14 protein-coding genes are annotated in these 18,585 nt (G+C 65.4%); 7 read left to right on the top strand and 7 right to left on the bottom strand.

Annotation, left to right across the window (positions count from 1 at the left end; translation table 11 throughout):
* Positions 1-28 precede the first annotated feature (28 nt).
* Positions 29-2,890 (bottom strand): TonB-dependent receptor, encoded by a 2,862-nt coding sequence (locus ACT009_RS01950; protein WP_445192723.1) that lies wholly within the window; start codon positions 2,888-2,890, stop codon positions 29-31.
* Between the two features lie 313 nt (positions 2,891-3,203).
* On the opposite strand from ACT009_RS01950, the gene ACT009_RS01945 reads away from it, so the two are divergent.
* From ACT009_RS01945 to ACT009_RS01935, 3 genes are read left to right on the top strand one after another with little or no spacing between them, the layout of a single operon-like run.
* Positions 3,204-4,349 carry an aldose epimerase family protein gene (locus tag ACT009_RS01945; RefSeq protein WP_445192722.1) on the top strand — a complete coding sequence of 382 codons (1,146 nt, stop codon included), beginning with the start codon at positions 3,204-3,206 and terminating at the stop codon, positions 4,347-4,349.
* Between the two features lie 3 nt (positions 4,350-4,352).
* The gene (locus tag ACT009_RS01940; protein WP_445192721.1) at positions 4,353-5,519 is read left to right on the top strand and encodes a 1,4-beta-xylanase; all 1,167 of its coding nucleotides are present in this window, start codon (positions 4,353-4,355) and stop codon (positions 5,517-5,519) included.
* Complete coding sequence (locus ACT009_RS01935) at positions 5,503-6,240, top strand: FadR/GntR family transcriptional regulator (protein ID WP_445192720.1); 738 nt, start codon at positions 5,503-5,505, stop codon at positions 6,238-6,240. Before ACT009_RS01940 ends, ACT009_RS01935 begins: the two co-directional genes overlap by 17 nt.
* A gap of 99 nt (positions 6,241-6,339) precedes the next feature.
* Here ACT009_RS01935 and ACT009_RS01930 read toward each other — a convergent pair whose 3' ends face one another.
* Positions 6,340-6,681: an SWIB/MDM2 domain-containing protein gene (locus ACT009_RS01930; RefSeq protein ID WP_445192719.1), complete on the bottom strand. Its 342-nt coding sequence runs from the start codon at positions 6,679-6,681 to the stop codon at positions 6,340-6,342.
* 194 nt (positions 6,682-6,875) lie between these two features.
* On the opposite strand from ACT009_RS01930, the gene ACT009_RS01925 reads away from it, so the two are divergent.
* The 4 genes from ACT009_RS01925 to ACT009_RS01910 are packed head-to-tail and all read left to right on the top strand — an operon-like array spanning position 6,876 to position 11,661.
* Positions 6,876-8,693 (top strand): DUF885 domain-containing protein, encoded by a 1,818-nt coding sequence (locus ACT009_RS01925; protein WP_445192718.1) that lies wholly within the window; start codon positions 6,876-6,878, stop codon positions 8,691-8,693.
* Between the two features lie 27 nt (positions 8,694-8,720).
* Positions 8,721-9,551, top strand: a complete 831-nt coding sequence (locus ACT009_RS01920) for a glycoside hydrolase family 16 protein (RefSeq protein WP_445192717.1) — start codon at positions 8,721-8,723, stop codon at positions 9,549-9,551.
* Positions 9,551-10,831, top strand: a complete 1,281-nt coding sequence (locus tag ACT009_RS01915) for a family 1 glycosylhydrolase (protein ID WP_445192716.1) — start codon at positions 9,551-9,553, stop codon at positions 10,829-10,831. The genes ACT009_RS01920 and ACT009_RS01915 overlap by 1 nt, the downstream gene beginning before the upstream one ends.
* Positions 10,832-10,890: 59 nt before the next feature.
* A complete protein-coding gene (locus tag ACT009_RS01910; RefSeq protein WP_445192715.1) occupies positions 10,891-11,661 on the top strand; it encodes an SDR family oxidoreductase in 771 nt (256 codons plus the stop codon).
* Between the two features lie 96 nt (positions 11,662-11,757).
* Here the strand turns inward: ACT009_RS01910 and ACT009_RS01905 are convergent, their stop codons facing one another.
* From ACT009_RS01905 to ACT009_RS01885, 5 genes are all read right to left on the bottom strand, one after another.
* Positions 11,758-12,459, bottom strand: coding sequence for a DUF2490 domain-containing protein (locus ACT009_RS01905; RefSeq protein WP_445192714.1), 702 nt, complete (start codon positions 12,457-12,459; stop codon positions 11,758-11,760).
* Positions 12,460-12,490: 31 nt separating this feature from the next.
* On the bottom strand, positions 12,491-12,904 hold the full coding sequence (locus tag ACT009_RS01900; protein WP_445193975.1) for an alpha/beta hydrolase: 414 nt from the start codon (positions 12,902-12,904) through the stop codon (positions 12,491-12,493).
* Positions 12,904-13,386, bottom strand: coding sequence for an alpha/beta hydrolase (locus ACT009_RS01895; RefSeq protein WP_445192713.1), 483 nt, complete (start codon positions 13,384-13,386; stop codon positions 12,904-12,906). The genes ACT009_RS01900 and ACT009_RS01895 overlap by 1 nt, the downstream gene beginning before the upstream one ends.
* A gap of 23 nt (positions 13,387-13,409) precedes the next feature.
* A complete protein-coding gene (locus tag ACT009_RS01890) occupies positions 13,410-14,876 on the bottom strand; it encodes an ROK family transcriptional regulator (RefSeq protein ID WP_445192712.1) in 1,467 nt (488 codons plus the stop codon).
* 120 nt (positions 14,877-14,996) lie between these two features.
* The gene (locus ACT009_RS01885) at positions 14,997-18,476 is read right to left on the bottom strand and encodes a TonB-dependent receptor (protein WP_445192711.1); all 3,480 of its coding nucleotides are present in this window, start codon (positions 18,474-18,476) and stop codon (positions 14,997-14,999) included.
* Between the last annotated feature and the right edge of the window lie 109 nt (positions 18,477-18,585).

Here is an 18,585-nt window from a genome sequence, read left to right as displayed (position 1 = left end):
CGAGGGCGTGTCCGAGACATCGGCTGCCTCAGAACCGGAACCGCACGCCGAGCGAATAGGCGCGCTCGATGTAGAGCACTTGCCGCCGGTACGCGTCGCCGGTGTCGTACGCCCGATCACGCTGGATCGGGTTGCCGAGCAAATTGACGATGTCGAAGGCGACCGTGATGTTCGGCACAGGCGTGACCGTCATCGACGCGTCGATCTGGCCGCGGCCCTGCTCCTTCGTCGGATGCGCGATCGGGTCGAAGGTCTCGAAGCTATAGTAGGAAACGAAGCGCGAGCGGTAATTATATGCCAGTCGGGCCGAAAAGGTCGGGCGCTCGTAAAGCCCAATGATGTTGTACGCCCATTTCGACACGCCGGGGAAGCGCTGCTGCTGGTTGTTGTACGACGCCGCGAAGTTCGGCTGGAGATCGCCCTTGGCATCGATGAAGGTGCCGTTGGCCTGAACGCCGAAGCCCTTCGCCCAATCGGGCAGACCATTGATGTCGAGGAAGCTGGTGAACGACACCTCGGCGCCCTGCAGTCGCGTGTTGCCGAGATTCACCGGCTGATCGATCGCGATCAAGCCATAGGTCGGGTCGCGGGAGACATTGTTGACCGTCGCCAGGAACCCCTTCACGTCGTGGCGGAAAACCGCCGCGGTGAACGAACCCGTGCGCGAGAAGTAATATTCGAAGCTCGCATCGTAATTGTTCGACGTCAGCGGCTGGAGGTCAGGATTACCCTGCGATCCGCCCCGTGCACAGTTACGGCTATTGTAGGTCGCGCTGCTCGGATCCAGGCAAGGACTTCCTGCCGGGAAGGTCGGCGGCGTCCCCAACGACAAGTTCGGTCGCAGATCGATGAAGTTCGGCCTGGTCCGGGTCTTCGTATAGGCAAGCCGCATCTGAAATTTGTCGGTGAACGCGATACGCGCGCTGCCATTGGGCAGATAATCATTATAGTCGTTCTCGGCCGAGCTAGGTTGAACGACGCCGTCGATGCTCGAGAATGCCCGAATGCGGGTCTTGGTCTTGATCGCGCGCAGGCCAGCAAGCCCATCGATCGTGATGCCGCCGATTTCGAAGCCGTATTTCAGCTGCGCATAGGCTGCGTAAGACTTCTCGTTCGCGCGGAAGTTCTGCAACGGATCGAAGCCGACCGTGCCGGCGGGTTCGAGGAAGAAGCTTCGCAATGCAGGCAGATTGTCGCGAATGCTATCCCGAGTCATCGCCGCAAAGGCGACGTTGGGTTGTGCATTGTTGTAGGTGAACCCTGGCAAGGTGCTGCGAACGTCGGCGCCCGGCAGCGATGTCAACGGGATCTGTCGATCCTCGAAGAACACCGCCGGCGCCGTTGGAGAGGCAGGCACCAGAACGTTATTGTAGATGTTCCCAAAGTCACGGGCGGCATCCCGGTCGTCATAGCGAACGCCGACCTGCAACCGCTTCAGGAACCCGGCGTCCAAGTCATAAGCGAGGTCGAGCCGCGACTGCCAATCTTTGCCGCTCACCACCGTCAGCTCCTGGTACAGGCCACGAGCGACGAAGTTGGCGGGGTCGGCGATCGAATAGTTGACGAAGCTCTGCGCTGGCCCGCCATCCTGATCCTTGGACACGACGAAGTTGGAGACGTGCGTCGGCGAGCCGCGGGTCGCATAATCGACGTTGACGAGATCGGCGGTGTATTTGCTGTCGGTGTACGCGATATCGCCGGAGATCGTCAGCTTGTCGCGTGTCCAGTTGAAGCCGCCACCGCCCTGATAGGTGTCGGTCTTGCCGTTGAACGAGCCGGTGTAGCCGTCGGGACGGACCGCGCCGCTGACGGTTGCCGACGCGATCTGGTTGGTGCCCGAAACGGTCGTGACATCCGTGAGGGTGATGCCACCGAAGTTCGGAATGAACATCCAGCGGTTGTAATCCTTCGAACGGAAACCCTGGTACAGGCCGTCCGCATAGATTTCGAGTTCCGGCGTCGGCTTCCACTGGAACGCCGCATTGGCGGACGGGCGATACCGGGCGCCGTAGCCAAGGAAGTTACCCTGCGCGTCGGGAAAGCGCAGCCCCGCCGGTTGGCCGGGCGCGTTGTTGACGATGCCGCCCTGATCGTTGACCCCGTTGGTGCTCGCGATCACCACCGATTGCTCGCGCGAGGAATCGAGGAAGTTGATGCCGACATAGGAGACGTTGAGCAGCAGGCCCATTTCGCCGATGCCGGTGTTCCACCGATCGCTGACGAGCAGGTTCCCGTTGGGAACGATCTTCTCCGACTGCTGCGACAGCACGCCGTTTAGCGAACCAGACAGTTCGAAGCCGTTGAAGTCGAAGGGCTTGCGCCCTCGCACATTGACTTCGCCAGCGATGCCCCCTTCGATCAGATTGGCCGTGCCCGCCTTGTAGACCTCGAGCGCTGCGACCGTACCCGCCGGGAAATCCTGGATCTGGACGTAGCGACCCTCGGCGGTGAAGATCTGACGGCCGTTATAGGTGGTGGTCAGATCGGGCAGGCCGCGCACCGTGACGCCAGCCGCTTCGCCGCCGCCGCGTGTAACGGTGACGCCCGGCACGCGCTGCAACGCCGACGACGCGAAGGTATCGGGGAGCTTGCCGATGTCCTGGGCGACGACCGCGTCGACGATGCCGTCCGAGGTGCGCTTGATCGCCTGCGCCGATTCGAGGCTGCGACGAAGACCGGTGACGACGATGTCGCCGCCCGCTTCGACCGGGGTTTCCTGAACGGACGCATCCGGCGCGGCGGGGTTCGCGCTCTGGTCCGACGCCGTCTCCGGCTTAGGCAGGTCCTGCGCCTGGCCTGCCACGGGGGCGCTTGCCTGTGCGAAGGCCGGAGCGCCCGCCGCGAGTGCCAGCGTCGCCACCGACGTGTTCAACATAGCCCGGATGTTCATCGTCTCTCCCCTAATTCGTTCATCGGTATTCCGATTGCCTGCCGTGCTAAAACGAACCATACGCAACAATCAACATGCATTTGTAAGATTTATGGACGCGCAGGCATAAGTTGGTGAACGCACATCGGTTCGGCGACCGGCGCAAACCCGCGCGGCGCCGTCGATCCGGCGTGCAAGGGATGACGGGATGCGGCAAAAAGCCGGTTTCGGATGGGAGATCGGATGTCGACGATGCCGCAAGCGCCGGACCTGTGCCGCCACGCGCGATACCGCCGCGACGGTCGGATCACAGACAATCGGAAAGGGAGAGTAGATGTCACGTACGTTGATGATTGCGGCCGCGCTTGCCGCTAGCGGGGCGATGACCGCCGCAGATCCTGCCGCCGCCGCGCAGGCCAAACGCGCGACCTTCGGCCGCATGCCCGATGGCCGTACCGTGCCGTCGGTGACGCTGACCAACGGCAAGGGCGTCTCGGCGACGGTGATCGCGCTCGGCGCATCGTTGCAGGCGCTGACGATGCCGGACAAGGCGGGCGAGCGTGCCGACGTACAGATCGGCTACGACACGATCGACGGCTATCTGACCAAGCCCGAGTTCTTCGGCGCGACGGTCGGTCGCGTGGCCAATCGCATTGCCGGTGGCCGCTTCACCTTCGATGGGCGAGTGTACAACGTGCCCGTCAACAACGGCCCCAACTCGCTCCACGGGGGCACGAAGGGCTTCGACAAGGTGCTGTGGGAGGTCACCGAGGTGAAGGACGGCCCCGCCGCATCGGTGACGCTGCGCTATGTCAGCCCCGACGGCGACATGGGCTATCCCGGCACGCTGACCACCTACGCCACCTATTCGCTCGACGAACAGAACCAACTGACGATCGAATATCGCGCCAGCACCGATCGCGCGACCGTCGTCAACATTTCCAACCACGCTTATTGGAACCTCGCCGGGGTCGGCTCGCCTCGCGGCGCGATGGGTCACCTCGTGACCATTCCCGCAGCGCGCTATACGCCGACCGACGCGACCTCGATCCCGACCGGGCGGCACGTCAGCGTCGCCGGCACGGTGTTCGATTTCCGCAAGGCAACCGCGATCGGAGACCGGGTGCGCGACGGGCGCGACCCGCAGATCGCCTATGGCCGCGGCTATGATCACAATTGGGTGATCGGCGACGCGGTGACCCCAACCCAGCATCTGATGGCGCGGGTCGTCGAGCCGGTGTCGGGTCGCGGGTTCGAGCTGTGGTCGAACCAGCCCGGGCTGCAATTCTATTCGGGCAATTTCTTCGACGGGACGATCGTCGGCAAGGGCGGCCACATCTACCGGATGGGCGATGCGATCGTGATGGAGCCGCAGCTTTTCCCCGATGCGCCGAACCAGAAGAACTTCCCCTCGGTGCGGCTCGATCCGGGCCAGACCTATCGCAACACCATGGTCTACAAGCTGTTCACGGAGCGCTGACCGATGAAGCCTTTCCGCTATCTCCTCCTCGCCGCCACCGCGCTTGCCGCGCTCCCCGCGGACGCCCGCCCGCGTTGGACCGAGGCGCAGGCGACGACCTGGTACGATCGCCAGCCTTGGCTGGTCGGATCGAACTACGCCCCCGCCACCGCGATCAACCAGCTCGAGATGTGGCAGGCCGCGACCTGGGATCCGAAGCGCATCGATTATGAGCTGGGGCTCGCGCAGGGCATCGGCATGAACACCATGCGCGTGTTCCTCCACGATCAGCTCTGGCAGCAGGATCCGGAGGGCTTCAAGCGCCGCATCGGCGAGTTCCTGACGATCGCCAAGGCGCACGGCATCAAGCCACTGTTCGTGCTGTTCGACAGCTGCTGGGATCCCGATCCCAAGCTGGGACCGCAGCATCCGCCGATCCCCGGCGTCCACAATTCGGGCTGGGTGCAGAGCCCCGGCATGCCCGGCCTGCGCGATCGATCGCGCTACCCGGCGTACAAGGCCTATGTACAGGGCGTGATCGGCGCGTTCGCGACCGACGATCGCGTGCTCGGCTGGGACCTGTGGAACGAGCCCGACAACGGTGCCGATCAATATAAGGGCCAGGACGGCAAGGAGCCGCTGGTCCGCGCGCTGCTGGTGCAGGTGTTCGACTGGGCGCGCGACGCCGATCCGTCGCAACCGCTGACGTCGGGCGTGTGGATCGGCGAGGATTGGACGCCGGGGGGCAAGAGCTCACCGATGGAGAAGCTGCAGCTCGCCCAGTCCGACGTCATCACCTTCCACGATTACAGCTGGCCGGAGATCTTCGAACGTCGCGTCAAGCAGCTGCTGCCGTACAGGCGCCCGGTGATCTGCACCGAATATATGGCGCGCGGCAACGGATCGACCTTCGACGGATCGCTGCCGATCGCCAAGCGCTACAACATCGGGATGATGAACTGGGGCTTCGTCGACGGCCGTACCCAGACGCGACTGCCGTGGGACAGCTGGCAGAAGCCCTATGTGCTGGCGGAGCCGACGATCTGGTTCCACGAGGTGTTTCGCAACGACGGCACGCCGTATCGCGAGGCGGAGACGTCGCTGATCCGCCGCCTCGCCGCCGCGCCCAAGGGGGTCGTGCCGACGGTCGACAGCGTGCAGCCCGAACCGCGCCGTGCACGCCGGCGCTGATTCGTCGCCGGTCCGCGGCGATCTCGGGCGCAACCTGACCTTCGGGCTTCAGGAGGTGCTCGGCCGCGCGATCATCGTCGGCGACTATACCGACCGGCCGTTCCCGACCGAGGCGGAGATCGTCAAGCAGCACGGGGTCAGCCGGTCGGTGACGCGCGAGGCGGTGAAGATGCTTGGCGCAAAGGGGCTGCTGTCGGCACGTCCCAAGCAGGGAACCTTCGTGCGCCCGCAAGAGGCGTGGAACCTGTTCGACACCGACGTGCTGCGCTGGCTGCTCGAGCGAAAATCCTCGCTGACGCTGCTGCGCCGGTTCAGCGAGTTGCGCATCGCCGTCGAACCCGCCGCCTGCGCGCTCGCCGCCCACAGCGCGAGCGAGGCACAGCTGTCCGCGATCGGGTCGGGGTTCGACCGGATGCTGGCGGCAGATCGCGGCGACGACGACGCGCTGGAATCGGATATCGCGTTCCACGTTGCGATCCTGCAGGCGTCGAACAACCCGTTCTTCCAGCAATTCCGCGCGGTCGTCTCCACCGCGCTCCGTACCTCGATCCGCTTCACCAACCGGCTGTCGGGCCGCTCCGCCAGCATCGCGGATCACCAGCGCGTCCACGACGCGATCCTGCGCCGCGATGCCGAGCAGGCGCGCGACGCGATGGCGGTGCTGATCGCGAAGGTGCTGGGATTGATCGAGCAGGCTGCGCCCGAGGAGGGGGAGGATTAGGGCGGCGCTGCTTCCGGGAAGACCCCGCTACGCTAGGCTGCCGCAATGCGCAGGTGGGGGAGGTAAGCGCGCCCTCGCGGCCCCCTCCCCCCGCCACACTTACTTCTTGGGCGCAGTCAGATGCGCGCTGAGATGCTTGTTCATCTCGAACATGCTCGCCGATTTCTTGCCGAAAATCTTCTCCAGCTTGTCGTCTGCGTTGATCTGGCGCCGGTCTTTGGCATCCTGCAGGTCGTTCTTTTTGATGTAGTCCCAGACCTTCTTGACCACCTCGCTGCGGGGCAGGTCGTCCTTGCCGACGATCGAGGCCAGGTCTTCGGAAGGAGTTACCGGGGCGGTGATGCCGCCGCGGGCGCCGCCTGCGGGCTTGCCGGTCGACTTGACCTTCTTCTCCGCTGCCGCCGTCTCATCCTTGCCGCGCTTTTCCGCCGACCGTGCCATTGCAATCTCCCTATTAGCCGCCCGCTACGCACGAGCACGAGCGTCATAACGCGGCACATCGCGATTCGTCGCGCATGATTAGTTCGCCTGCGCAATCATCCGCTTGGCGGGGCCGTTCGATGCGCGGACGTGGTTCCCGCCTGCCGATGCCGCTGCTAGACCGATGGAAGCCGCCTCACCCATCCGGAGAATCCATGCGCCTGACCATCGCCGCCGTGCTCCTGTCGTTCGCCGCGCCCGCCGCCGCCCTCTTGGCGCAGGCGCCCGGCCCCGCCGCGCCGCTGCCCCGCGACAGCGCCGAGGATGCGCGGCTGAAGCAGCTGTTTAGCGACAGCGACGAGCGTGGGCTGAAGCTGGATCCGATGGACGCGATCTATCGCGGCGACCTGCGCTATGCCGACCGCTTCGGCGATTACCTCACCGATATTCGCGACGAACAGCAGCGCCGCGGCCTCGAAGACGATCTCGCCACCCTAGCCCGGATCGATCGCGCCAAGCTGACCCCGGTCGATCGCGTCGCCTATGACGTGTTCCGCAACGAACAGACGGTCGGGCTGCGCGCCTTCTCGCCCGCGATCCTCAAGATCAGGCGCGCGATGCCGATCGATCATATGAACGGCTTGCAGACCAGCTACCCCGATTTCGCGTCGGGCAAGGGCGCGGCGCCGTTCAAGACGCTCGCGGATTACCGCAACAACCTTACCCGCAACGCAGGCTATGCCGCGATGTACGACCGGGTGATCGCGCGCTTCCGCACCGGCATGGCGCAGGGCATTGTCCTGCCGAAGCTGATCGTGCGCAACATGATCGAACAGTTCGACAATCTGCTCGCCGAGGGCGTCGAAGGATCGACCTTCTACCAGCCCGTTGCCAAGTTCCCGGCGGCGATCCCGGCCGCCGACCAGGCGACGTTGAAGGCCGCCTACGCCGCGCAGATCCGCGACGTCATCAACCCTGCGCACCGCAAGATCCGCGACTTCCTCGCCAGTGAATACCTGCCGAAGGCGCGCGACGCGGTCGGGCTGTCGGCGATGCCCGGCGGCGCGGACTATTACGCCTACCGGATCGAGAGCAACACCACGCTGCCGCTCAAACCCGACGATGTCCACCAGCTTGGTCTGAACGAAGTGGCGCGGATACTGCGCGAGATGGAGGCGCAGAAGGCGGCGGTGAAGTTTACCGGCACCCTGCCCGACTTCTTCCACAATTTGCGCACCGATCCACGCTTTCAGCCGAAATCGGCCGAAGAGGTTCGGCTCGGCTACGAGGCGATCGGCCGGCGCATCGACCTGCGCGTCCGCGAACAGTTCTCGCTCGTCCCCAAGACCCGGCTCGAAATCCGTCCGGTGCCTGAGTTCCGCGCCAAATCCGCTGCGGCGGGATCGTACGACGCCGGCACGCCGGACGGCAGCCGGCCGGGGGTGTTCTACTACAACACCTACGACCTGCCGAGCCGCTATCTGTGGGGCATGGAGACGCTCTACCTGCACGAAGCGGTGCCGGGGCATCATTTCCAGGTGAGTCTGGCGCAGGAGAACACCGCCCTGCCCGCGTTCATCCGCTTCGGCGGCAACACCGCCTATGTCGAAGGCTGGGCGCTCTACACAGAGAGCCTGTGGCGCGAGCTAGGCGTCGAGACCGACCCGTACCAGCGGATGGGCGGCCTCAACGACGAGATGCTGCGCGCGATGCGGCTGGTGGTCGACACCGGGCTTCATGCCAAGGGCTGGAGCCGCGAGCGCGCGATCGACTACATGCTCGCCAACTCGCCGATGCCGAAGACCGACGCCACCGCGGAGGTCGAACGATACATCGCGATGCCGGGTCAGGCGCTCGCCTACAAGATCGGCCAACTGACCATCCTGCGGCTGAAGGCGCAGGCGAAGGCGGCGCTCGGCGCCCGCTTCGATCCGCGCGCGTTCCATGCCGCTGTGCTCGACGCCGGCGCGATGCCGATGCCGGTGCTCGAACGCAAGATCGCCGACTGGATCGCCGCGCAGCCGCGCGGATGACCGGACCAACCGACAGGGAGTAGGACGATGTTGCTGATGATGCTGGCCGCACAGGTCGCCGAGGCACAAACGACGCTCGGTGCGACCGACCACCGCGTCGACACGCCGATCGCCGCGCCCACGGGCAAGCCGACCTTTGCCGACGAGTTCGACGGGACGCGGGTCGATACCGGCAAGTGGCTGTTCGACACGTCACGCAATGCCGAGGGGTGGTACAACAACGAACGCCAATATTACGGCCCGGACAACGCGACGCTTGCGGCCGGATCGCTGGTCATCGAAGCGCGCGCGGAGAAGCTCTACAAGGCGCGCGCCGCCGATTGGGGCGGTCAGGCCTACACCGCCGCCAAGCTCGTCAGTCGCGCATCGTTCGGCTACGGCTTCTACGAGGTACGCGCGAAGCTGCCCTGCGGCCGTGGCACCTGGCCGGCGATCTGGATGCTGCCGGCGAGCGGCCCGTGGCCCGCGTCGGGCGAGATCGACATCATGGAGATGGTCGGCTGGGATCCCAATGTCGTCCACGCGACGCTGCACACCGAAAAGTTCAACCACGCGAAGAAGACCCAGCGCGGCGCCCAGATCACCGTCGCGACCGCCTGTACCGACTTCCATCGCTACCAGCTCGAATGGCGACCCGACGCGATCCTGATCGGGATCGACGACCGCGCCTATATGCGGGTCGCGAACGATCAGCCGGGCGGGGCCGCCGCGTGGCCGTTCACCCGCCCCTACCAGATGATCCTCAACGTCGCGGTCGGCGGCGACTGGGGCGGTGCGAAGGGGATCGACGAGGCCGCGCTGCCGCAGCGGATGGCGGTCGACTATGTGCGCTTCTGGTCCGGCGCCAAGGCCAAGTAATGACCAACTTCATGTTCGCGACCGGCATCGAGAACAGCGTGCCGATGATCCATGACGGCCGCACCCGCGTCGACGAGATGGAGAGCTGCGGCCACTACAAGCATTGGCGGCGCGATTTCGAACTGGTCGAGGAGATGGGGATCGGCTTCCTCCGCTACGGCCCGCCGATCCACAAGACCTGGCTGGCCGACGGCAAATATGATTGGGAGTTCGCCGACCTCGCCTTCGCGGAGCTCCGCCGCCGCAATCTCGTGCCGATCGTCGACCTCTGCCATTTCGGCATTCCCGAATGGCTCGGCAATTTTCAGAACCCGGACTTCGCCGACCGCTTCGGTACCTATGCGCGCGCCTTTGCCGAACGCTTCCCCTGGGTGCAGATCTACACGCCGGTCAACGAGATGTTCATCTGCGCGACCTTTTCGGCGCGCTATGGCTGGTGGAACGAACAGCTGAGCAGCGACCAGGCGTTCGTCACCGCGCTGAAGCACATCGTAAAGGCCAACGTGCTCGCGATGCGCGCGATCCTGGAGATCAGGCCCGACGCGATCTTCGTCCAGAGCGAGTCCTCGGAATATTTCCACGCCGAATCCCCCGCGGCGATCCGCCCGGCGGAAATCATGAATTCGCAACGCTTCCTATCGCTCGATCTCAACTATGGCCGGCGGGTCGATTCCGAGATGTACGAATACCTCACCGACAACGGCATGACCCGCGACGAGTATCACTTCTTCATGCACAACCGGCTGAAGCAGCACTGCATCATGGGCAATGATTATTACATCACCAACGAACACCGCGTCGCCGCCGACGGGGCGACACGGTCGTCGGGGGAGATCTTCGGCTACAGCGAGATCACGCGGCAATATCACGACCGCTACCGGCTGCCGGTCATGCACACCGAAACCAACCTGGTGCAGGGCCCGCGCGGCACTGAGGCGGTCGACTGGTTGTGGAAGGAATGGGCCAACGTCCTGCGGGTGCGCAACGACGGCGTGCCGATGGTCGGCTTCACCTGGTATTCGCTGACCGACCAGGTCGATTGGGACAGCGCGCTGCGGGAGACCAACGGCAACGTCAATCCGCTCGGCCTCTATGATCTTGATCGCAACATCCGGCCGGTCGGCGTCGCGTACAAGAAGCTGATCGAACAGTGGCGCAACGTGCTGCCAACTCAGAGCCTGTGCCTGACCGTGCCCGTGGTGATGCCGAACGAGGTCGAGGATGCCCACGCCCGCCGTCGACGCGCCCGCGCGCAGGAGATGCTCGCACCGCCCGCCTGACTCCTTTCAATTCGTCCGCGGCATCGTACATCGGCGACACGACATTAGGAGCGACATCGATGAAGCGCAGCGGCAACACCATCCTCATCACCGGCGGCGGATCGGGCATCGGCGAGGCGATGGCGCAGCGCTTCCACGATCGCGGCAATGTCGTGATCGTCGCCGGGCGCCGCCAGGACGCGCTCGACCACGCCTGCGCCGGGCGCGACGACATGCACGGCCTGACGCTCGACATCGCCGATGCCACCGACATTGGCGCCTTCACGCGCCGGGCGATCGCGGACTTCCCGGCAACCAACGTGCTGATCAACAATGCGGGCATCATGCGCTACGAGGATATCGGCGCCGCGCGCGACCTCGCCGATGCCGAGGCGACGGTCACCACCAACCTGCTCGGGCCGATCCGCCTGATCGATGCGCTGATCGATCAGCTCGCCGCGCAGGCCGATGCGGCGATCGTCAACGTCACCTCGGGCCTCGCCTTCGTGCCGATGACCGCGACCGCAACCTATTGCGCGACCAAGGCGGCGCTGCATTCCTACACCGTCTCGCTGCGCGACGCGCTCCGCGACCGCGTCGAGGTCATCGAGCTGGCGCCGCCCGCGGTACAGACCGATCTCACCCCGGGCCAATCGACCCGCCAGGGTTACCAGCCACTGGAGGAGTTCATCGAAGAATTGATGGCGCTGTTCGACCAGCAGCCGACCCCGCGCGAAATCCTGGTCGAGCGCGTTCACAACCTCCGCTTCGCCGAGGCCGAAGGCCGGTTCGACGAGGCTGCGACCGCGCTCAACGAGATGGTCCGCAAGGCACGGGCCGCGCAGCAGTGACGAGGATGCGCCGACCGCCGAGCTTCTGGGGCTACACCGCGGTCGGCGTGCTCCTGTGCCTCTATTCGATCGCGTCGCTGCCGTTCCGGCGCGGCGTCAGTCGTCGGCCTTCGGCGCGTGATGCTGTGCGACGTTGATCGTCAGCTGAACCGTGATCGCATGATCCATCTGCGCGCGCGCGCCGGCCCGCGCGGTCCTGTATTGGTTGAGATAGCCGACATCGGCGCTGACCAGCTTGCTGAACGGCACCGTGACGCCGACGATGTTGCGCATCCGCTCATAACCGTGAAGCTGCCCCCAGCGCGTCGAATTAGGCAGGATGAAGCTTTCGTGGCTGACGAACAGCGCATAGCCCCTGTCGCCCAGCCGATGATTGTAGCGGATCAACGGCCGTAGCCGGAACCCGACTTCGCTGCCGCGCGGGTTGAAGCGTTCGTCCAGGCGCAGGCGCCCCAGGAACGGCCCGAAGGTCGCGACGATGTGCTGGCGCAGCCTGTCCTCGTCGGCGGCGGAATTGCGATTGTGCGACCCGACCTTGCGATAGCCGACGCCAAGCTCGATCCCGTGCGTGACGCGGTAGCCCAGGATGCCGCCGAACTCGGTCTGGAACAGCCCGCCCTGCCGATCGCCGAACCGCGCGATCTGTTCGAGCGTGACGCGGAAATCGTCGGTGATCGGGACGTTGGTGTTGACCTGGAACCACGCCTGCTCGTCCTGCTGCTGCGCAGCCGCGGGCGCCGCGACGAACGCAACGCAGGCGATCGCCGTCGCGCCACAAGTCAGCCGATACAGGGTCACGCCGCGGCTCTATCCGGTCGCCTGCCGCTTGTCATCGACCCTTTGCAGCCGACGGCCGCGGCGACAGCCAGCCCTCGTCGGCGAGCCAGTCCGCCAGCCGATCGGGCCAATGAATAATCGAGATGCGGTTCGACTCATCGAGGTTGAACGCATGTCCGGACCCCGCATACATGTGCAGCTCCGCCGACACCTTGGCCGCCCGCAACTGCTCGTAGAGTGCCACCGCAGGCTTCGCGCAGCATTCGTCGAGCGTGCCAGCGACCAGGAAGGCGGGCGGCGCATCGGCGACCGCGTCGGCGGGGATGCCCAGCGGTCCCGGAAAGACCAGCGCCTGGAAGTCTGGTCGCGCGCTCTGCCGATCGACCGCGTCGACCGGCTTGGTGGCGCGCGCGTCCTTATTGTCCGCGATCATCGACACCAGCTCCCCGCCCGCCGAGAAGCCCATCACCCCCACCGGTGCGGATCGACGCCATAATCGGCGGCATGCGCTCTCACCCAGCGGATCGCGCGCCGCGCGTCGGCTGCGGCGTCGCCCTCGATCGAGTAGGTCGATCCCTCCTCGCGCGCGAGCCGGTATTTGAGCACGAAGACGGTGACGCCGTAGCGGTTCAGGGCGCGGCCGACCGCGGTGCCTTCGGTGGTGTAGACCACGATACGGTGGCCGCCACCGGGGAGGACGACGATCGCGGCGCCGTTCTGTTGAAGCTTGGGCCTGAAGATCGTCAGCGACGGCCGATGGATGTTGCGCACCCAATAATCCTGCGCGACCTCCGCCTCGCCGCGTCGCGCTGCCGAACCGGGCGCACCGTTCGGCCATAGCTCCACCGTGGTCGGGGTCGCGGGCGCATCCTGCGCGGTGCCGACGCTCGACGCTGCGGTCGTCGCGATCGCGATCGCCGCCAGGATCGTCCGATATCGTATCGCCATGCTCGTCTCCTATGCCGGTGGTGTCAGGTGCCGCGGCGCCGATCCGCGACCTCGGACGTTGTGACTGTTCGATCCGATGAGGAGGCGTCGATGCCAGCACGAGAGAAGATCACCGACGGCGCGAACGAACGCGCCATCGACGAGCCGATCGGGAGCACCGCGCCCGGGATCCCCGACGACGCGCTCCTGCCCGGCGAGGAGCTGCCCACGCCCCCCTCCGACGAGGAAGTGGCGCGGGTCGCGCGCAAGCTCGGTGCGCCGATCGGCGCCGATTCCGACGTCGACTGACGCGCGTCGTCAGGCTTGATCAGGATCGAGTCGGACGGCAGCAGCCGATCGAGGAACGGGATGATCGCGGCACCCAGCGCCGGCGCGTGATCGGCCATCGCCGCCGGCCTGACGATCGGCGAGAACGGCAGGTCGGCCCGATCGATCGTGTCGCGGAGCCCACTCGCCAGCCGCTCGATCAGCTGCTGCGGCAATCGCCCGCCGATCACCACCGCTGCCGGGTTCATCAGGCACGTCACCGCGATCAGCGGCGCGGTAAGGGTACGGACCGCGTCGTCGATCCACAAGTCAATCACCGACATAGCGTCGGCCAGCGCGTCGTCGACATCGCGTGGAAGGCCCGCCGCCTCAAGCCGATCGAGCAACGCACTGATCGAGACGACGTCCTGCACCGTCGGTCCGCCGCTGCCGTCGTCGGGCATCAACCCGATCTCGCCGCTGCGACCGGTGGCGCCGCGATAGAAGGTCCGGTCGATCACCAGCCCGCCGCCCAGGCCGGCGCTGACCAGCAGATAGAAGAAGCTCGCTTCCTCGAACGCCACCTCCGACTGCGCTTCGCCCATCGCCGCCGCCGCGGCATCGTTGTCGACATAGACCGGCCAGCCGAACGCCGCGAACATCGCGGGCAGATCGGCGTAATCCCACCCGTCATAATCAGCTGGCTGATACGGCAGCACGATGCGGCCGAGGTCGTTGGGCACCGCGACACCGATGCCGAGAATGCGCGCCGGGTCGATCGCGGTCTCCGCCAGCGCCGCCGCCACCGCTTCGCCGGCGAAGGTCACCACCGCATCGGGCAAGGCGAATGCGGTCTCGACGGTGCGGCGCCAGCGAACATCGCCGGCGAGATCGACCACCACGAGCGTCAGATGGTCGCGATCGATGTTCAGCCCGACCCCATAGGCGCCGTCCGCAGCGACCCCCATCCGCTTCGCCGGCTGGCCGCGCCGCCCGCGGATCTTGTCGAGCGGCACGACCAGCCCGAGTTCGACCAACCGGGTGACGATGCCGACCACCGTCGGCGTGCTGAGCCCGGTCTGCGCGGCGAGCTTGGTCCGCGTCGTCTCCCCCGCCCGCCGGATCGCGTTCAGCACCGTGCGCTGGTTGTAGTCGCCGGTCCGCACCGAATTGGTGCCCGACAGGCTGTGCGACAAGCGAGCGCTGCGGTGACCGGCCAGGCTGGTCCCGCTGCGTGCCGCCATCGGTCTTGCTCCGTCGCCCGCCATCATCACCCCGCCGGTGCCATGCCGGAAAAGAAAAGGGCGCGCTCGACCGTGCCGAACGCGCCCCCGATCGATCGGGCGGAGATCGCCCGTCCGGCTTTAGAAGTTGCCGCGCAGGATGAACGAGTAACGACGATCGTTCATGAAGTAGGAACGCGGTGCGAGCTTGCCCGGATCGCCGGTATAAGCCTGCAGGGTCTTGGTCACGGTGTTGGTCAGGTTGACGCCCTGCACACCCACCTTGATCCACTTGTTGACGTTGATGAACGCTGACGCATCGAGCGACCCCGTGTCGTCCTGGAAGATCGACGTGTACGGGAAGATCACGTCGGCTGCGGTCAGCAGATACTTCGACCGCCAGTTGTACGCCGCACGCAGCGAGACCGGCCCCTTTTCGTAGAACACCGTCGCGTTGACGTTGTGCTTGGACAAGCCTTCGAACGGCAGGTCGCCCGTCGGAATGGTCGAAGTCGGCTGCGGGCTTCCCGTGTTGAGGAACGAATTGGGCAGGCCGCTGCTGTCGATATACGAGTAGTTGGCATTGATGCCGAAGCCGTTCAGCAAACCGGGCAAGAAGTCGAGCGTCTGCTGATAGGCGACTTCGAAGCCCTTGATCTTGCCCTTGCCCGTGAAGTTTTCCGGGAACCGGAACTGCACCGACTGGGTGACTCCGTTGCTGGTGACGTTACGCGAAGCGATCGACTGATAGAAGAAGTTGCTCACTTCCTTGTAGAAGGCGTCGAACGTCAGCGACCCGACCCGGGCGAAATACCATTCCAGCGTGGCGTCGAACTGCCATGCCGTCGCCGGCTTCAGGAACGGATTACCCGACGTCGCCGTCGGCGTGCCGCTCGAAGGATCGGTGCTGTAAGTCTGGTAGTTGCGGATGTTGGCCGCATCCGGACGGGTCAGCACCTTCGACGCGGCGAACCGCATGATCAGTTCGTCGGACAAGCCGAGCTTCAGGTTCGCGCTAGGCAACCAATAGGTATAGTCGGTCCGTGCCACGTCCGGCGTGATCGCGCCCGTGGCGAACTGCTGAAGCGCACCATACCCCGCCGCACCGAGACGACAGATCCCGCCAGGGACCTGTGCGGGTGTTCCGGCGGGTGCACCGGCGGGAACACTGGCCACGCAGCGCGTGGTGAACGGATCGGTAATACCGAACGCCGCACGGGTCGGCAGCGCGAAGGCTCCCGATGAGCTGATCGAGGTGTGAACATAGCGCACACCGATGTTACCGCTGACCCGAACCGGGCCGAACAGCGGATCCTGCGATCCGAAGTTCAGCATGCCGTAAGCGTTGACGTCCTGCTGATTGACCGTCTGGATCTCGCCAGGAAGGTAATAGCTGCCGTTCACGGTCCCGTCACGACCAGCCGCCGGGACGAAGCGGTTGCTTGCCGTTGCGCCGTTGGCCGACCGCCACAGATCGTTCAGGGCTTGAACGTCGGTGACCGTCTTGTCGTAATTGTCGAGCGGGTTGGCACCGTAATAATAGCCACCGATCGGACCGGGCGTGTCGCCGCGGAAGAAGTTGGGGAACTTGTAGAATTCCGCATTCTCGACGCCACCCTGGGCGATCGTGACCGGCGCGCCCGACCAGACTTCGCTGATCGCTCCCCAATTGTAAGCGGTGTACTTTACCGTCTGCTGGCGCTCCGCATAGCGCGCGCCGAACTTGACGCGGTTCAGGAACGAGCCGTCGTCGAACTTGTACGTCGCGTCCGCCTTGACCTGATACTCGCTGCCGGCGCTCTCCTCGAAGTGATCCATCGCCGCACGATAGAAGGTCGCGCGCGGATCCTGGAAGTAGGTGGCATCGTCCTGTCCGGCATAGATGCTCGGAGCGGCCCAAGCGGCGGCCAAGGTGAGCGGACGATGCGGGATGACAACAGGCAGCTTGCCCGTCGTGTCGAGTTCCTGATCGGCGAAGGTGGAATTGAAGACCGAGAAGTCCCGCTGGGTGCGGTCGGCCTTCGTATAGTCGGCGTCGAGGTTGATCGACAGCTTCTCGGTCGGGTTGAACTTCAGATTGAAGCCGTAATCCTCGACGGTGTTGGATTCATAAACGCCGCGACGCGACAGCGACTGCTGGATGCCACCGGTCGGAACCGTCGTGGTCGCGCTGCCGCTGCCCGCGGTCCGCCAGCCGGCGCCCGGCAGGGTGATGATGCCGCTCTGGAACAGACCATCATCGTCATAAACATAGTTTTGCAGAGAACCGACCGGGCACTCGGCACGGGTGCCGGGATTGCTGGTCGTGATCGGCGTCGTCGTCGAATCGTCGATCCGAGGCGATCCGTTCTGGTTCTGCTGACAACCGGCAGGATAGGTGTTGTATTCCGAGAGATCCGGTGCGGTCTCGAAGGTGTGCTCGCCCCACGACTGCGTGGAGTGCGATCGCAAATACTGTGCCGTCGCGGTGGTGCGCTGGTCGGTGCTCTCCCACTGCGCGGCAACTGCGATACCCTGACGCTTGCGATCAAAATCCTGGCTGCGGAACTGGCCGCCGATCGGCGCATAGGCATTCGCCAGGAAGTCGGAGAAGCCGTCGGCACCAGCGGCGCCGGTGGCGCCGCACAGTGCGTTAGCGGGCGGCAACGTCACGGTGTCGGTGCCGCTCGGCAAGGGGTTGCGGCAAACCAGGGGGATCGCCGTGCCCGCATTCAGCGTGCCCGACTGAGCGAAGGTGTTGTCGCGAGTCTGATAGTTGGTGACCTGGATGCCGTCCGCGCGGCTCTTCAGGCGGGAATAGGATACGCTGCCGAGCAGGCCGAAGCGGCCCACGCCGGTGTCCCAGGTATCCGACAGCAGCAGCGAACCCGTCGGCGTCCACTTCTTGCGGAAGTCGCCATAATTGGCTTCGGCATCGACACCGATATGGAAGCCGGGATTGTCGAACGGCTTGCGGGTGTTGAGGTTGACCGTGCCGGCGAGGCCGCCTTCGATCAGGTCGGCCGTCGCGTTCTTGTAGACCTCGACCGAACCCAGCAGCTCGGCGGGAACGTCGGCGAAGTTGAGCGCCTGACCACCGACACCGGCGGCGAACGCGTCGCGACCGTTGAATTCGGAGCGGACGAAGTTCAGGCCGCGGACCACGACGCCCGAGCCTTCGACCGAGAAGTGATCGGGGTCGTTCGAACCGGCGAAGCGGTTGATCGACACGCCGGGGACGCGCTGCAGCGCTTCGGTAACCGAGCGATCGGGCAGTGCGCCGATGTCCTGCGCGGTGATCGCGTCGACGACTGTGTCGGCGTTACGCTTGATCGCCTGCGCGTTGGCAAGGCTCTGGCGGATGCCGGTGACGACGATGTCGTCGCCATTGGCTTCGACTTCCGAGGTGCCGACGTCGGCAGGCTGGCCGGCCTGCGCGCCGGCGGTCGGGCCGTCCTGCGGCTGCGCGGTGCTGGTGGCGGTGCCGACCGTACCCTGGCCGCTTGCCGAGCCGGTCTGCGCGAACGCGGGTGCCGCGAGCGAGAACGCACACAGCGCGCCGACCGACGCGCCACTCTTTAGCCACTTGCCGTAGCCACGAAATCCGAATTCAGGTGCAGACGCGGTCGACGAAGTCGCCATTCGTAAATCCCCCCATTTGGCCGCTGTCATTCGCAGCGATGCCTCGACGGTGTTTCTACGCAGCAATATTTCCGCTCGCAACTGCTTATGATTGCGCTAACATCCACAT

The sequence above is a fragment of the Sphingomonas sp. Tas61C01 genome, assembly GCF_052567495.1.
The sequence above is the reverse complement of the archived record's forward strand: the minus strand, read 5'-3'. Positions and strand labels throughout refer to the sequence as shown.

Coding starts and splice junctions, on each gene's coding strand:
- ACT009_RS01950 (WP_445192723.1), bottom strand. CDS start 2,890: ATGAACATCCGGGCTATGTTGAACACGTCGGTGGCGACGCTGGCACTC.
- ACT009_RS01945 (WP_445192722.1), top strand. CDS start 3,204: ATGTCACGTACGTTGATGATTGCGGCCGCGCTTGCCGCTAGCGGGGCG.
- ACT009_RS01940 (WP_445192721.1), top strand. CDS start 4,353: ATGAAGCCTTTCCGCTATCTCCTCCTCGCCGCCACCGCGCTTGCCGCG.
- ACT009_RS01930 (WP_445192719.1), bottom strand. CDS start 6,681: ATGGCACGGTCGGCGGAAAAGCGCGGCAAGGATGAGACGGCGGCAGCG.
- ACT009_RS01925 (WP_445192718.1), top strand. CDS start 6,876: ATGCGCCTGACCATCGCCGCCGTGCTCCTGTCGTTCGCCGCGCCCGCC.
- ACT009_RS01920 (WP_445192717.1), top strand. CDS start 8,721: ATGTTGCTGATGATGCTGGCCGCACAGGTCGCCGAGGCACAAACGACG.
- ACT009_RS01915 (WP_445192716.1), top strand. CDS start 9,551: ATGACCAACTTCATGTTCGCGACCGGCATCGAGAACAGCGTGCCGATG.
- ACT009_RS01910 (WP_445192715.1), top strand. CDS start 10,891: ATGAAGCGCAGCGGCAACACCATCCTCATCACCGGCGGCGGATCGGGC.
- ACT009_RS01900 (WP_445193975.1), bottom strand. CDS start 12,904: ATGGGCTTCTCGGCGGGCGGGGAGCTGGTGTCGATGATCGCGGACAAT.
- ACT009_RS01895 (WP_445192713.1), bottom strand. CDS start 13,386: ATGGCGATACGATATCGGACGATCCTGGCGGCGATCGCGATCGCGACG.
- ACT009_RS01890 (WP_445192712.1), bottom strand. CDS start 14,876: ATGGCGGCACGCAGCGGGACCAGCCTGGCCGGTCACCGCAGCGCTCGC.
- ACT009_RS01885 (WP_445192711.1), bottom strand. CDS start 18,476: ATGGCGACTTCGTCGACCGCGTCTGCACCTGAATTCGGATTTCGTGGC.